The organism is Paraburkholderia sp. BL17N1, assembly GCF_003634175.1.
GTDB lineage: Bacteria > Pseudomonadota > Gammaproteobacteria > Burkholderiales > Burkholderiaceae > Paraburkholderia.
In genome coordinates this window covers 4,217,563-4,232,320 of record NZ_RBIW01000001.1, presented here as the reverse complement: position 1 = coordinate 4,232,320, position 14,758 = coordinate 4,217,563, and the positions used below count along the sequence as shown (strand labels likewise).

The window sequence follows — 14,758 nt, the reverse complement described above, 5'->3', positions numbered from 1 at the left end:
GCGCATCAGCAGGAAGACATCACGGAGACACAGATGGACTATTCCGCCGCACCGCAATCCGCCGGCACCGACGCGTTGAGCATGCAGAGCACGCCGGCCGCGCAGCCTGTCGAACGTACGAGCCACGCCAAGGCGATTGCCGCGATCACGCTCGGCAACGGCCTCGAGTTTTTCGACTTCACGATTTACAGCTTCTTCGCGACGATCATCGGCAAACTGTATTTCCCGGTGGAAGGGCAACTCGCGCAACTGATGCTGGCGGTCGGCACGTTCGGCGTCGGTTTCATCATGCGGCCGGTGGGCGGCATCGTGCTTGGCGCGTATGCGGACCGCGCGGGCCGCAAGGCCGCGATGAGTCTCACGCTGTGGCTGATGACGCTGGGCTCCGCGATCATCGCGTTTGCGCCGACGTATGCGGCGATCGGGGTTGCCGCGCCATTGCTCGTGATTCTCGCGCGGTTGATTCAGGGGTTTGCTTTGGGTGGTGAGGTCGGCGCGTCGACGTCGTTGTTGCTGGAGTATGGAAGCAATAAGACGCGTGGGTTCTACGGCAGTTGGCAGTTCGTGAGCCAAGGGTTGAACACGGTGTGCGGGTCGTTGTTGGGTGTCGCGTTGGCGGCGGCGCTCTCGACCGCGGCGCTGGAGAGTTGGGGGTGGCGCGTGCCGTTCGTGATCGGCATGGCGATGGGGCCGATTGGGATCTATATTCGGCGGCATTTGAATGAGACGCTGCCTGGTGTGGAAGATGGCGCGGCGGGTTCGCAGCCAGGTTCACAGCCTGCCTCGCAGCCGGTGCGCAAGTTGTTTCGCGACCATTCGCGCGTGATCACGACGGGTGTGTTGACGACGATCGGTGGGACCGCGGCTAACTACATCGTGCTGTTTTATCTGTCGACCTACGCGATCAGGATTTTGCATTTGCCGATGTCGTCGGCGCTCTGGGCTGCGTGGACCGCTGCCGTGGTGACGGTGATCTGTTCGCCGTTCGCCGGCGCGTTGTCCGATCGCGTTGGGCGCAAGCGTGTCTTGTGGATTTCGCGCGTGTTGCTGATTGTGGCGGTGTATCCGGCGTTCATGATGATCAATGCTTCGCCTACGGTGCCGGTTCTGTTGTCCGTGGTCGCCGGATTGGCCGTGCTTGTTGCTTTTACTGCTGTGCCTAATATCGTTATGTTGCCGGAGATGTTTCCTCGCGAGATTCGTGCTACCGGGATGTCGATTGTTTATTGTCTCGGGGTATCTATCTTTGGCGGGTTTGCACAGTTTTTCGCTACGTGGTTGATCCAGGTTTCCGGCAGCAACCTCGCGCCGGCTTGGTATCTGATTGGGTGTGGGGTGGTTTCTTTGTTGCCGTTGCCGTTTATGCGGGAGACCGCGGGGCAGGATATTGGGTAGGGGCTTTGTTGCCTCTGCTTGCGGAGGCGCGACGCCCGGCAGGAACCCGGTCGGTCCACCGGGCGCACCGTGAGTGTCTGAATTTTTGTGTGCAAGGCGGATAAGGGCCTGCCTGGTGACAGGCCGATCAGTTCATTCTACAAGTGACTTCTGATGAAGCAATCCTCGTAGAGGGCCGCGATTTTTCACCATATACGACAATTGCCGGTTGCCAGGAAACAGAAAATAACGCTTCCTGACGGATCGCATCACATCAGAAGTTCTCGAACCGCTTTTCGAAAAGCAGTCCGTCCCGGAACAGGAACGCGACATGAAGCTGGCCGGATGCGCCGCCAACGTAATCCCACCGGGAAAGGTTGCCCGCAGACTTGGTCGCAAATGGACCGCCAAGCTTTTCGAACACGTGCTTTTGTGATGTCCCGGCCGGGAAACGCTGATCGATGCTCTCCCGCGTCCAGCCGCGTGAATGGATTTCGTCATAGGTGTGCGTTGGCGTGACACAGCCGCCCAGCCCGGCGAGGCACGCCGCAACCATCGTCAGCACAGCAAATCGTTTCATGTCTTTCTCGCATCGATTCAGGATGCGATAACGATCGCATATCCGGGACGGCGGTACGATCAGACTTGTCTCAAATTTGCACGTAATGCGCGGCTCTTGCCGGGTATTCCAGTTCGCGCGTGACCGCCATTACGGCGGTCGCTCAGTGCTTCGCCGGCCCGAGACTACGTTCACACCGCAACTCGCCACGCCGGCAAAACTTAACCCCAATCACCGCACCGCCGACTTCCCCCCATCCGCCACCGGCGCTTCATCCTCAGCCGCCGCATCGCGGGTTTCGGGCATCGCCGCCCACACCAGCAAAACAGCCAACGCGCCAGCCGCAGCCAACCCAAAAAAGCTGACAGCATTGCCAAAACGATCGGCGATGAAACCCGCAGCGGTAGTACTCAACGTAGCCCCAATCCCAGCCGCCAGCCCAAACAACCCGATACAGAGGTTATAACGCCCCTTACCGCCAGCCACATCGGCGGCAATCAACGGCAGCATCACGCCGAACACCGCGGCGCTCAACCCGTCGAGCATCTGCACCGGCACCAGCAAATAAGGGCTGCTGATCCCGGCAAACAACAACGCCCGTATCGGCAACGCCGAAAACCCGAGCAGCAGAATCGGCCGACGCCCCCAACGCTCGGCCGAACGTCCGACCCACGGCGACATCATCGCCACGATCGCCTGCGGCACGATGATGCACGCCGCGATCACGAGTTGCACGTTATCACCCATGCCGGCCGTCACTTCGCCGGCCGCGAGATTCAGCATCGCCGCATTCGACAAATGAAACAGCACGATGCACGCCGCGAACAACAGCATCCGCTTGTCGCGCAGCAACTCGCGCAGACTCTCGCGCCGCTCGATCTGCTGCGGCGTCGGTCCGGCCTTGGGAAGCTCGACGGTGTCGGTGCGCTGGATCATCGTCAGCGCGAACAGCGCGGGCACGGCGAGCGCGGCGGTCAGCCAGAACACCGCGCGCGGCGAATAGTATTCGCCGAAGACGCCCATCAGCCCGGCCGCGACCGCGCTGCCGATCGACGCCCAGCGCGCGTTGCGCCCCAGCCGGTCGCCGAGATTCGCCCGTCCCACCAGCGCGAACGAGATCGCGGCGAGCGCCGGCGTCAGCATGCAACTCGCGAAGCCGTGAAAGACTTCGGCGGCGATCACCGGCAGCACCGTCGGACTGACGGCGAGCAGCACCGCGCTCAGGATGATCGCGACGATCGCCCAGGCCGCGGCGCCTTTCTTGTTGCGCAAGGCATCGACAGCGGCGCCGCCGGGCACCTGGCTCACCATCGCGCTGATGGTGCCTACGGAGAGCGCCATGCCGATCTCGCCCTGCGTCCATTTATGCGAGGCGAGATAGGAGGCGATGAACGGTCCAAATCCCGTTTGCACGTTGGCGACGAAAAAATTCAGCCAATCGAGCGCGCGCAAGCTGCGCGCCGTTACCAGAGTGCGGCCTGTCATCGGGCCGCCCGTGCGTTGGACACCGCCGTGGACGTAGCCGCGGCGGCCGGCGCCACCGCAGCGGCGGGCACGGAAGCAGGAGCGGGCGACGGTGGTGGCGCCGGCGACACCGCGCGTATCGGTTTGTCGCTCGCGTAAGGCGGTGTCGCGTTGATCTGCGCATCACTCAGATCGATGAGCGGATGCAATTCCTTGTCCTTCGTGACGAAACGCAGCGCCGACCAGTTGGCGGCAATCGTGCGCCGTTCGGTGCTGACCATGCCGTTGACGTCGAGCACGACCGCCTGCGGTTGCGCGTTGGCGTCGATCAGCACGTCGATCACGCGGCCGACCTTGGCGCCGTTCGAGCGCTCGACCGTGGCGTCGATCAGCGGCAATTGCACGGCAGCCGCGGCCGCCTTGGCCGCGTTCGCCGGAACCGCGGCGGCATTGAGCGTAATGGGAGCGGTTTTCGCCGCTGGCGTGAAGCGGAATGCGTTCCACGGAAAGGTCACCTTGCGGTCGCCGACACCCAGGAAGCCTTGCAGGTTCACGACCATCTCGCGCGGCTTGCCGCCGGCGTCCGCGATCAGATCGACCGCGCGCCCGACCACCTTGCCATCTGGCTTTCGCACTTCGCTATCGAGCAGCGCGTGCGCCTCATTGCGCTCGATGGTGCGCAGCACGATCAGCGGCGGGGGCGGCGGTGGAGGCGGCGGAGGCGTCGTGACAACAGGCGGCGGGGGCTCGACTTTGTGCGGCTTGACGACCGGCTTCTTCGGCCTTTTCGATTGCTCGGGTTCGGCCGCCTCGGTCTCGACAGGCTCGGGCGCGGAGGCGGCCACGGGCGCGCTGGCGGGCTCGACGGGCATCACCGTGGCTTCGACAATCGGCGCCTGCTGCGGGCCCCACAGCAGGCTGCAACCGGACAGCGCGAACAGCGCGAACACAGCGAGAAGCAAGAGACGCCAGGCAGGACGCGAAAAACCGCCGCTCATCAAGAAAGACTCCATGGGCCGGTGCGGTCGGGCGCAGTGGGCCGCCGCAGTTAGACAGGTACGGGCCAGAGTGTAACCCGCGGCGTCGGGCGGCCCCGGTTTGCAGGCGATCTGACAGGTTGCCCCAAGCACGGTTTGTGCTGCGGCTGGCCGATTGACCGGCTCGTCGAACTCCGTTTTCAGGCGTGAAAACCCTCAAAAGCCTTTCAGATCTATGTGACCCACCGTAGGTGTAAACGAGCGGGCCGCGAAGCTGCTTTGGCGTCCGCTAAAGGATATAAGCATCGCGACATGTCAGGCATGCCATCCATGCGATGGGAGATATATTTGTGTTGCCCTACATTTCGAGACAGCAGAAAGACTCACCCACATTAAACCAACGCAACGAGACGACCCTGATGGCGGCCGCACCGCGACCGCTTCAGCACGCTGATAAAGGAGGCACTCATCATGATGGAACCCCACGCCCAACCGATTTCTGACGTCGGCGCCGAATCATTCGACGGAAAGGGCTTTCTCGACCGCTACTTTGAAATCTCTTCACGCGGCAGTTCGCAGCGCCAGGAAATCGTCGCGGGTATCACGACCTTCCTCGCGATGGTCTATTCCGTGTTCGTCGTGCCGGGCATGTTCGGCAAAGCGGGCTTCGACACCAGCGCGGTGTTCGTCGCCGTGTGTCTGACCACGGCGTTCGGCTCGCTGCTGATGGGCGTATGGGCGCGCCTGCCGATCGCGATCGGCTGTGCGATTTCGCTGACCGCGTTCACCGCGTTCGGCCTCGTGCTCGGCAAGGGTCTGCATCCGAACGTCGCGCTCGGCGCGGTGTTTCTGATGGGCGTGGTGTTCACCGCGATTTCGGTGACGGGTGTGCGTTCGTGGATTCTGCGCAATCTGCCGACGGGCATCGCGCACGGCACGGGGATCGGCATCGGCTTGTTTCTGTTGCTGATCGCCGCCAACGACGTGGGCCTCGTGGTGAAGAATCCGGGTGCGGGTTTGCCGGTTGCGCTCGGCAATATCACGGCGCTGCCGGCCATCATGTCGGTGGCGGGTCTCGCGGCCATCTTCGGTCTGGTGCGTCGCCGCGTGCCGGGCTCGATCCTGATCGTGATCGTGGCGATTTCGGCGATCGCGTTTGCGATCGATCCCGCCATGTCGTTTCACGGCGTGTTCGCGGTGCCGTCGCTGAGCGCGCCGGGTCACGCTTCGCTGATCGGTGCGATGGACATCAAGGGCGCGTTGTCCATGGCCGTGCTGCCTAGCGTGCTGGCCCTCGTGATGACCGCGGTGTTCGACGCTACGGGCACGATCCGCGCCGTTGCGGGACAAGCGGGGCAACTCGATGAAAACGGCCGCATCATCAACGGTGGCCGCGCCTTGACGGCCGACTCGCTGAGCTCGATTTTCTCGGGCCTGCTCGGCGGCGCGCCGGCTGCCGCGTATATCGAATCGACGGTCGGCGTGGCGGCAGGCGCGAAGACCGGCATGGCCGCGGCGGTGGTCGGTCTGCTGTTCCTCGTGGTGATGTTCTTCTCGCCGCTCGCCGCCCTCGTGCCTTCGTATGCAACGGCGCCCGCGCTGATGTACGTGGGTCTGCTGATGCTTTCGAACGTCAGCAAGCTGCATATGGACGACATGGTCGACGCCATGTCGGGCCTGATGTGCGCGGTGTTCATCGTGCTGACCGCCAACATCGTGACGGGCATCATGCTCGGCTTCGCGACGCTGGTGATCGGCCGCGTGGTCAGCGGCGAATATCGCAAGCTGAACGTGGGCACGGTTGTCATCGCGATCGTGCTGGTCGGTTTCTATCTCGGCGGCTGGGCGATCTGATCGTTGTGTCGTGAACTCGGGCGCCGCCTGGGTCTCGCCGGGTTGCCGTATCGGACCGTTGAATCTGTGCTGGAAAGCGAGAGCAGGGCGGTGCGTTTCTGGCTGCTTTGCTTGAGCCTGTAGTCGTTTGTTCTCCACCTTTGACGCGGCGCGTTGCAGACTTGATCTGCGGCACGCCGCGTATCTTTTAGCCTTACTTCCCACTTTACGTTTCGCGGGTTTTACGGAAAACGCGCACCTGTCCTTGACTTTGGTTGCTTCGTTTCTATACTTAACCTCATGGTTAAGTTTAACGAAGCGCTACTGGATCGCACCTTTGCCGCGCTGTCCGACCCGACACGGCGTGCGTTGCTCGCGCGTCTGTCGTCGAAAGATCTGTCGGTTAGCGAACTCGCCGAGCCGTTTGCGATGTCCTTGCCCGCTGTGATGAAACACCTCGACGTATTGAGCGAGGCGGGTCTCATCACGCGCAGCAAAACCGGCCGCACAGTGGCGTGCCGTCTGTCTGCCGGGCCCATGGAAGAAGCCATGGAATGGCTTGGCCGCTATCAACGCTTCTGGTCCGAATCACTCGATCGTCTTGCCGCTTTCGTCGAAGAGGAACAAGCTCCATGTCCACCCAGCCCAGCCTCACCCTCCAGCGGCGGCTCAACGCCGCGCCCGCCAAAGTCTTCCGCGCCTGGACGGAACCGGCGCAATTCATGACGTGGATGCATCCGGGCGGAGCGGACGTGGTGCGCGTGGAAATGGATGTGCGCGTCGACGGACGTTACGCGATCGTCTATCGCAAGCCGGACGGTAACGAGGTCGAGGTCGGCGGTGTGTATCTGGAGGTGGTGCAAGACCGCAAACTCGTTTTCACATGGGTGTGGCGCTACAACCCGGAGCATGAATCGCAGGTCACGCTGCTGCTGGAACCGGACGGCGACGCCACATGGCTCACGCTCACGCACGAACGTCTCGCCGACGACGCGCAGTGCGACGATCATCGCCGCGGCTGGGCCGATGGGATCGATTCGCTGGAACGCTACGTGGCGTGAGTTCGTTTGTTGTCGTTAGTCTGCTCGATGCAGCAAAGGAGACGCATATGGAACCGCAACACCGTACGGGATCGAGAGAGGAATGGCTGAGCGCCAGCAAGGCATTGTTAGCCGAAGAGAAAGCGCACATGCGCGCGGGCGACGAACTCGCGCGCAAACGCCGCGCGCTGCCTTGGGTCAAGGTCGACAAGACGTATACGTTCGATACGCCGCAGGGCCGCAAGACGCTAGCCGATCTGTTCGATGGACGCAGCCAGTTGATCATTTATCACTTCATGTTTGGCGCGGACTGGGAAGAGGGCTGCGTCGGCTGCTCGTTCCTGTCGGATCACATGACGGGGATCGTCACGCATCTGGAGCATCACGATGTATCGTACGTGACGGTGTCGCATGCGCCGCTCGCGAAGATCGAGGGTTTCAAAAAACGCATGGGCTGGACCTTCCCGTGGGTGTCATCGGCCGGCAGCGATTTCAATTTCGACTATCACGTGTCGTTCACGCCCGAACAGTTGGAGAGCAAGAATGCGTTCTACAACTTCACCGAGCAGGACGTCGGCATCGACGAGCAACACGGCCATAGCGTGTTCTACAAAGACGGAAAGGGCGACGTATATCACACGTATTCCGTCTACGGACGCGGCGACGAACGCTTCATCAACACGTACGCGCATCTGGATGTCACGCCGAAGGGCCGCAATGAAGATCACAGTCTGACCGATTGGGTCAGACATCACGACCGCTATGAAGAGAAGCCGCAAGGCGGCTGCGCCGCATGTGGTTCTTGATTGCGGGGCAACGCCAGCCTCGATCTGCGCGGTTAGAGGGGGCCGTCAAACACCCTGGCGTCCCGCTTCGTAAAACAGCGCGAACATTTGTCGTGCCTTGATGGAACGGCTAGCGTCCAGTTTCAAAGCGACATGTCGAAGGCGGGCCTGAAAAACAGTTCGATCGCCATCACGACGAGTCCCATCGCGGCCGCTGACAACGTCAGTGTGCCGTATTCGTCGTAGCGTGCATCGTAGAGACACGCCACGACGAAGAGAATCGCCAGCAGATTAGTTAGCCAATCGAAATTCAGCGCCAAAGTCATCGATCAAATCCGGGCTCATGTGCGGCTCGGATTGTCGAATCGCACCATCAGGTGAGCGCGATTCTATCGAGTGGAGCTTACGGATTCGCAACGACAACGCTTACACTAATTACGCCCTGGCCATCATGTCGTGTTCGATCCAGTCGATCACCGACGTGCGCTTCGGTTCCCACCCGAGTAGCTTGCGGGCGCGTTCACCGCGCACGCGGCTATTCGAGCCGAGGCCGTACGAGGCCATTTCGTAGCCCCATTCCTTTTGCGCGTCTTCGAGCGGCCAGTCTTGCGGCTCGCCGAGCTTCATCGCGCGCGCAATCGCAGCGCTCATGTCGCGGAACGACGCCTCGCCGCTTTCGACGAAGTAGAAGGTACCCGCCGGCGTTTTGTCCAACGCGAGGCGATACAGTTCGGCGACATCGTCGATAAACACGTTCGACCAGATATTGCCGCCGCTGCCCACATGACGCACCACGCCGCTTTTCCGCGCCTGACGCACGAGGCGCGGCAGTTGCACGCTCGCGCTGCCCGGCACCGCGCCGTGGCCGTAGATCAGCGTGTTGCACAACACGGCCGAGCGGATATTCAGCTTGGCCGAATTGAGCACCAGCAGGTCGATCGCGACGCGCGCCACTTTGTCGGGAGTCGGCTCGGGCAGCGCGTCTTCGTGATAGATGCGCGCCTGACCCGCCTCGCCGCCCGACGCATCGCCGACGATGCTCGAACCGCTCGTATGCAGAAACGTTTTGCCGGAGCCGGCGAGTCCGTCGATCAGCGCCTTCACCGCGCCTTCATGATCGCTGCTCGCGGCGTTGATGACGGCGTCGGCGGCTTGCGCTTCGGCGATCAGCAACGCGCGGTCGTCGAGCGTGCCGATCACGGGTTCGATGCCGAGGCGTTGCAGCTCGGCGCTATGTTCGGGGTTGCGGATCAAACCGTGCACGGAATGGCCGGCGCGCGCCAGATGCGCTGCAATCGAACCACCGATAAAACCGCTTGCACCTGTGATGAAAATCTTCAAGACGTTCTCCTTGATGAGAAACACGATGACATGCACGCAGTATCCGCCGACTTGATTCTCGCAAAAACCGTGTTAGTCTCAAATCAATCTTGATTTCAAATCAACAATGAAAACTTCGACGGACGAGTTGCTGGTGTTCGTCACGGTGATCGACAGCGGCTCGATCACCGCGGCTGCGGAGAAATTGAATCAAACCGTCTCCGGCGTGAGCCGCGCGCTCACGCGCCTCGAAAAGAAACTCGACACCGCGCTGGTGCGGCGCACGACGCGACGTCTGCAACTCACCGAGGAGGGCGAGACCTTCCTGCAGCGCGCGCGAGCGATTCTCGACGCGATGGAAGAGGCCGAGGAGTCCGTCACGCGCGGACGCGCACGGCCCTCGGGGCGCCTGCGTGTCGATGCCGCGTCGCCCTTCATGCTGCATTGCGTGGCGCCGCATATGACGGCGTTTTCGGCGCTTTATCCGGAGATCAGACTGGAATTGACCAGTAATGAACGGATCGTGGACTTGCTGGAGCAGAAGGTGGACATCGCGATCCGCATCGGCGAATTGCAGGATTCGACCTTGCACGCGCGCGCCCTCGGCACCAGCAAGCTGCGTGTGCTCGCGAGTCCGGCGTATCTGGCGGAATACGGCGAACCGAAATCGGTGGAAGCGCTGCGCGAACATCGGCTGATCGGCTTTACGGCGCCGGAGCATCTGAATCGCTGGCCGTTGCGGGAGGGGCGCAAGAGCGGTGCCGATTCGCTAAAGATCGAGCCGGCGATCACCGCTTCGAGCGGCGAGACATTGCGGCAACTGGCGCTATCGGGCTGGGGCATCGCCTGTCTCGCCGATTTCATGAGTGCGGCCGACGTGCGCGAAAAACGTCTCGTGCCGATCCTCGGCAACGTGCTGGCGGACGAGCGGCAACGGGTGAGCGCGGTGTATTACCAGAGCGCGTCGTTGGCGGGGCGCGTGCAGTGCTTTCTGGATTTCATCGCGGCGCGCGTGAAGCTTTAGCGATGCTGTTTCATCACTAGTCCGATCAGCAAAAGCCTGCGGCTCGCCTGAGCGCGCGGGCTTTTTGCGTCGTCTCCAGTCGTCGCTTCTACAACGCTTTTATAGGCCCCGAAACGCGCGGTTTCTGGGCGAGATCTTTTTGTCCGCCTCGCGCCTGCCATTTTGAACGTGTATATACAAGCAGAAACGCGCGGGCGGTGGGAGCGCCATCCGCAATGCGCGGCGGCGGGAAATTACGGCAGGGGCAAGATCCACGCCAAGCTTGCGTTTCGCCCTAATGGAAACCCCTAGGCGAAATCCTCAAAAAACAAGTTGTATATACAAGCCGACGCCGCTAGACTTCTCTCAAATTGTATAGACAGGACGACAACCATGATGACTCTGAAGCCCGGCTACCTGACCCTCCCGCAACTGCGCCAGATCGCTCGCGAACATGTCGCGTTGCAGCTCGATCCCGCTAGCCACGCCGCGATCGACGCGTGCGCGAAAGCCGTGGCCGATATCGCCGCGAAGGGCGAGCCGGCCTACGGCATCAACACGGGCTTTGGGCGCCTCGCCAGCACGCACATCCCGCACGATCAACTCGAACTGCTGCAGCGGAATCTGGTGCTCTCGCATGCGGTCGGCGTGGGCGAGCCGATGTCGCGTCCGGTTGTGCGTCTGCTGATCGCGCTGAAGCTGTCGAGCCTCGGCCGCGGTCACTCGGGCATCCGCCGGGAAGTGATGGAAGCGCTGATCACGCTGTACAACGCCGACGTGCTGCCGGTCATTCCGGTGAAGGGTTCGGTCGGCGCGTCGGGCGACCTCGCGCCGCTCGCGCATATGTCGGCCACGCTGCTCGGCGTCGGCGAAGTGTTCGCGAAAGGCGAGCGCATGCCGGCCACCGAAGGCCTCGCGCTCGTCGGCCTCAAGCCGCTCACGCTGCAAGCCAAGGAAGGTCTGGCGCTGCTGAACGGCACGCAAGCTTCGACCGCGCTCGCGCTCTACAACATGTTTGCGATCGAAGACCTGTACCGCACCGCGCTGGTGTCGGGCGCGTTGTCGGTGGACGCGGCGATGGGTTCGGTCAAGCCGTTCGACGCACGCATTCACGAACTGCGCGGCCACCAAGGCCAGATCGATGCGGCCGGAGCCTACCGTTCGCTGCTGCAAGGCTCGGGCATCAACGTCTCGCACGCCGATTGCGACAAGGTGCAGGATCCGTACAGCCTGCGCTGCCAGCCGCAAGTGATGGGTGCGTGTCTGGATCAGATGCGCCACGCCGCCAACGTGCTGCTGCTGGAAGCGAACGCCGTCTCCGACAATCCGCTGATTTTCCCCGACACCGGTGAAGTGCTGTCGGGCGGTAACTTCCACGCAGAGCCGGTCGCGTTCGCCGCCGACAATCTCGCGCTCGCCGCCGCCGAAATCGGCGCACTGGCCGAACGCCGCATCGCGCTGCTGATCGACGCGACGCTGTCAGGTCTGCCGCCGTTCCTCGTGCGCGATGGCGGTGTGAATTCGGGCTTCATGATCGCTCACGTCACGGCGGCCGCGCTCGCTTCGGAGAACAAGACGCTGGCACATCCGGCATCGGTCGACTCGCTGCCTACGTCGGCGAACCAGGAAGACCACGTGTCGATGGCCACGTTCGCTGCGCGCAAGCTCGGCGACATTGCTGAAAACACCGCGAACATTCTGTCGATCGAACTGCTCGCCGCCGCGCAAGGCGTCGATCTGCGCGCGCCGCACAAGACCAGCCCGAACCTGCAGAAAGTGATGGACGCAGTGCGCAAGGATGTCGCGCATTACGAACTCGACCACTACTTCGCACCGGACATCGCGGCGGTCACGCGTCTCGTGCAGGACGGCACGATCGCGAAGCTGAGCCCGCTCTCCTTCGCGTCCGAACAGTAAGCAGCCAGCGAGGCACAGCAAGCCAATGAACGCACCGGCCTATCAGGGCATCAAGGACTTCATCCTCGCGCGCATTCATGCGGGTGAATGGGGTGAAGGCGACCAGGTGCCCTCCGAAAACGAGCTCGCGCGCGAATTCAACGTGGCGCGCATGACGGTCAACCGCGCGTTGCGCGAGCTGACCTCGGAGCAGGTGCTTACGCGCGTGCAAGGTTCGGGCACTTTCGTGGCCCGTCCCAAGTACGAATCGACGCTGGTGGCGATCCGCAGCATTTCCGACGAAATCGTCGCGCGCGGTCATCGCTATCAGGCCAACGTGCTGCACATCGGCGCGAGTATCGCCGACGAAGCGCTCGCCGAGGAAATGCAGGTGAGCGCGGGCAGTCCGGTGTTTCATTCGCGCGTGCTGCATTTCGAAAACGACGAGCCGGTGCAACTCGAAGAGCGCTGGGTCAATCCCACGGTCGCTCCCGAGTACGCTTTGCAGGACTTCACGAACACCACGCCGAATCAGTATCTCGTGCGCGTCGCGCCGTTGCAGCGGGTCGAGTACCGCATCGAGGCATTGGCCGCCGATGGCGACACGCGCGAGTTGCTGACCATGGACGAACTCGAACCGTGCCTCGTGCTGCATCGGCGCACGTGGTCGCAAAGCCAGGTCGCTTCGATCGCGAATCTCTGGCACCCCGGCAGCCGTTATCGCTTCACCGGACATTTCTGATATCGCCGTTTTTGCCGTACCTGAATCTTTTTCGACCATCTTCAAGCATTCCGAGGGCCATCATGAACAACCCGAAACACATCGACCCGCGTCTCGATCCCACCCGCACGATCCGCGCACCGCGCGGCGCGGAGAAGACCTGCAAGACCTGGATTGCGGAAGCCGCGTACCGGATGATCCAGAACAATCTGGATCCGGAAGTCGCCGAGCATCCGCATGCGCTGGTCGTGTACGGCGGTATTGGACGTGCCGCGCGCAACTGGGATTGCTTCGATCAGATTCTCAAGTCGCTGAGGGATCTCGAAGAAAACGAAACGCTGCTGATCCAATCGGGCAAGCCGGTCGGCGTGTTCCGCACGCATGCCGACGCGCCGCGCGTGCTGCTGGCGAATTCGAATCTGGTGCCGCATTGGGCGACGTGGGAACACTTCCACGAACTCGATCGCAAGGGCCTGATGATGTACGGCCAGATGACGGCGGGCAGCTGGATCTATATCGGCAGCCAGGGGATCGTGCAGGGCACCTACGAGACGTTCTTCTCGGTGGCGAACCAGCATTTCAACGGCGATCCTTCGGGCCGCTGGATTCTGACGGGCGGCCTGGGCGGCATGGGCGGCGCGCAACCGCTGGCGGCGACCATGGCCGGCTTCTCGATGATCGCGGTGGAATGCGACGAGACGCGCATCGACTTCCGTCTGAAGACGCGTTACGTGGACAAGAAAGCAGCCACCCTCGACGAGGCGCTCGCCATGCTCGAGGAAGCGAAGAAAGCAGGCAAGCCGGTGTCGATCGGCCTGCTCGGCAACGCAGCCGATGTGTTCGCTGAATGCGTGACCCGTGGCATCACGCCGGATTGCGTGACCGACCAGACCAGCGCGCACGATCCGATTCACGGTTATCTGCCGCAAGGCTGGAATGTCGAAGACTGGCGCGAGCGTCAGAAGACCGTGCCGGACAGCATCGTATTGCCGGCCAAGCAGTCGATGGCCAAGCAGGTGCAAGCCATGTTGACGCTGCAGGAACGCGGCGCCGCCACGCTCGACTACGGCAACAACATCCGTCAGATGGCGCTGGAAATGGGCGTGGAAAACGCGTTCGATTTCCCGGGTTTCGTGCCGGCGTATATCCGGCCGCTGTTCTGCGAAGGCAAGGGCCCGTTCCGCTGGGTCGCGCTGTCGGGCGATCCGGAAGACATCTACAAGACCGATGCGAAGGTCAAGGAACTGATCCCCGACGATCCGCATCTGCACAACTGGCTCGACATGGCGCGCGAACGGATCGCGTTCCAGGGCTTGCCGGCGCGGATCTGCTGGGTCGGCGTGAAGGACCGCTATCGTCTGGGCCAGGCGTTCAACGAAATGGTGAAGAACGGCGAACTGAAGGCGCCGATCGTGATCGGCCGCGATCACCTTGACACCGGTTCGGTGGCGAGTCCGAATCGCGAAACCGAATCGATGAAGGACGGCTCGGACGCGGTCAGCGACTGGCCGCTGCTCAACGCACTGCTGAATACGGCAGGCGGCGCTTCGTGGGTGTCGCTGCATCACGGCGGCGGTGTGGGCATGGGCTTCAGTCAGCACTCGGGCGTCGTGATCGTCGCTGACGGCACGGATGCAGCGAAGGAGCGCCTCGGTCGCGTACTGTTCAACGATCCGGCGACGGGCGTGATGCGTCACGCGGATGCGGGCTATGAACTCGCGCAGGAAACGGCGCGCGAGGCAGGGCTGAATCTGCCGATGCTGGGCCGTTGAGCGTGGCTTTTCAA

Annotated in this window: 14 protein-coding genes; 9 read left to right on the top strand and 5 right to left on the bottom strand. The window is 62.5% G+C overall.

Features of this window, described 5'->3' with window-relative positions; translation table 11 throughout:
• Window positions 1–33: 33 nt before the first annotated feature.
• Window positions 34–1,395: an MFS transporter gene (locus B0G82_RS19010; RefSeq protein WP_121308441.1), complete on the top strand. Its 1,362-nt coding sequence runs from the start codon at window positions 34–36 to the stop codon at window positions 1,393–1,395.
• A gap of 253 nt (window positions 1,396–1,648) precedes the next feature.
• Here the strand turns inward: B0G82_RS19010 and B0G82_RS19005 are convergent, their stop codons facing one another.
• From B0G82_RS19005 to B0G82_RS18995, 3 genes are all read right to left on the bottom strand, one after another.
• Entirely contained in the window at window positions 1,649–1,939 is a 291-nt protein-coding gene (locus B0G82_RS19005) for a hypothetical protein (protein ID WP_147439511.1), read from the bottom strand.
• Between the two features lie 225 nt (window positions 1,940–2,164).
• A complete protein-coding gene (locus B0G82_RS19000; RefSeq protein ID WP_121308439.1) occupies window positions 2,165–3,418 on the bottom strand; it encodes an MFS transporter in 1,254 nt (417 codons plus the stop codon).
• The gene (locus B0G82_RS18995; RefSeq protein ID WP_116142354.1) at window positions 3,415–4,395 is read right to left on the bottom strand and encodes a PRC-barrel domain-containing protein; all 981 of its coding nucleotides are present in this window, start codon (window positions 4,393–4,395) and stop codon (window positions 3,415–3,417) included. The genes B0G82_RS19000 and B0G82_RS18995 overlap by 4 nt, the downstream gene beginning before the upstream one ends.
• Before the next feature lie 450 nt (window positions 4,396–4,845).
• Between B0G82_RS18995 and B0G82_RS18990 the strand changes: the two genes are divergently transcribed.
• The 4 genes from B0G82_RS18990 (at window position 4,846) to B0G82_RS18975 (ending at window position 8,053) form a co-directional block, all read left to right on the top strand.
• A complete protein-coding gene (locus tag B0G82_RS18990; RefSeq protein WP_121308438.1) occupies window positions 4,846–6,228 on the top strand; it encodes an NCS2 family permease in 1,383 nt (460 codons plus the stop codon).
• Between the two features lie 279 nt (window positions 6,229–6,507).
• Window positions 6,508–6,933, top strand: a complete 426-nt coding sequence (locus B0G82_RS18985) for a metalloregulator ArsR/SmtB family transcription factor (RefSeq protein ID WP_106285950.1) — start codon at window positions 6,508–6,510, stop codon at window positions 6,931–6,933.
• Window positions 6,840–7,268 carry an SRPBCC domain-containing protein gene (locus B0G82_RS18980; RefSeq protein WP_116116554.1) on the top strand — a complete coding sequence of 143 codons (429 nt, stop codon included), beginning with the start codon at window positions 6,840–6,842 and terminating at the stop codon, window positions 7,266–7,268. The genes B0G82_RS18985 and B0G82_RS18980 overlap by 94 nt, the downstream gene beginning before the upstream one ends.
• 47 nt (window positions 7,269–7,315) lie before the next feature.
• Window positions 7,316–8,053 carry a thioredoxin family protein gene (locus tag B0G82_RS18975; protein WP_121308437.1) on the top strand — a complete coding sequence of 246 codons (738 nt, stop codon included), beginning with the start codon at window positions 7,316–7,318 and terminating at the stop codon, window positions 8,051–8,053.
• A gap of 122 nt (window positions 8,054–8,175) precedes the next feature.
• Here B0G82_RS18975 and B0G82_RS18970 read toward each other — a convergent pair whose 3' ends face one another.
• Together B0G82_RS18970 and B0G82_RS18965 are read right to left on the bottom strand one after the other, a co-directional pair.
• Entirely contained in the window at window positions 8,176–8,358 is a 183-nt protein-coding gene (locus B0G82_RS18970; protein ID WP_116142352.1) for a hypothetical protein, read from the bottom strand.
• A gap of 109 nt (window positions 8,359–8,467) precedes the next feature.
• Window positions 8,468–9,373 carry an NAD-dependent epimerase/dehydratase family protein gene (locus tag B0G82_RS18965; protein WP_121308763.1) on the bottom strand — a complete coding sequence of 302 codons (906 nt, stop codon included), beginning with the start codon at window positions 9,371–9,373 and terminating at the stop codon, window positions 8,468–8,470.
• A gap of 106 nt (window positions 9,374–9,479) precedes the next feature.
• Between B0G82_RS18965 and B0G82_RS18960 the strand changes: the two genes are divergently transcribed.
• The 4 genes from B0G82_RS18960 to hutU all read left to right on the top strand — a co-directional run bounded on the left by B0G82_RS18960 (window position 9,480) and on the right by hutU (window position 14,744).
• A complete protein-coding gene (locus tag B0G82_RS18960) occupies window positions 9,480–10,376 on the top strand; it encodes a LysR family transcriptional regulator (RefSeq protein ID WP_106285953.1) in 897 nt (298 codons plus the stop codon).
• 372 nt (window positions 10,377–10,748) lie between these two features.
• A complete protein-coding gene (gene hutH / locus B0G82_RS18955; RefSeq protein ID WP_121308436.1) occupies window positions 10,749–12,272 on the top strand; it encodes a histidine ammonia-lyase in 1,524 nt (507 codons plus the stop codon).
• 25 nt (window positions 12,273–12,297) lie between these two features.
• Complete coding sequence (gene hutC / locus B0G82_RS18950) at window positions 12,298–12,993, top strand: histidine utilization repressor (RefSeq protein WP_121308435.1); 696 nt, start codon at window positions 12,298–12,300, stop codon at window positions 12,991–12,993.
• 62 nt (window positions 12,994–13,055) lie between these two features.
• A complete protein-coding gene (gene hutU, locus B0G82_RS18945; RefSeq protein WP_121308434.1) occupies window positions 13,056–14,744 on the top strand; it encodes a urocanate hydratase in 1,689 nt (562 codons plus the stop codon).
• The last annotated feature ends 14 nt before the right edge of the window (window positions 14,745–14,758 follow it).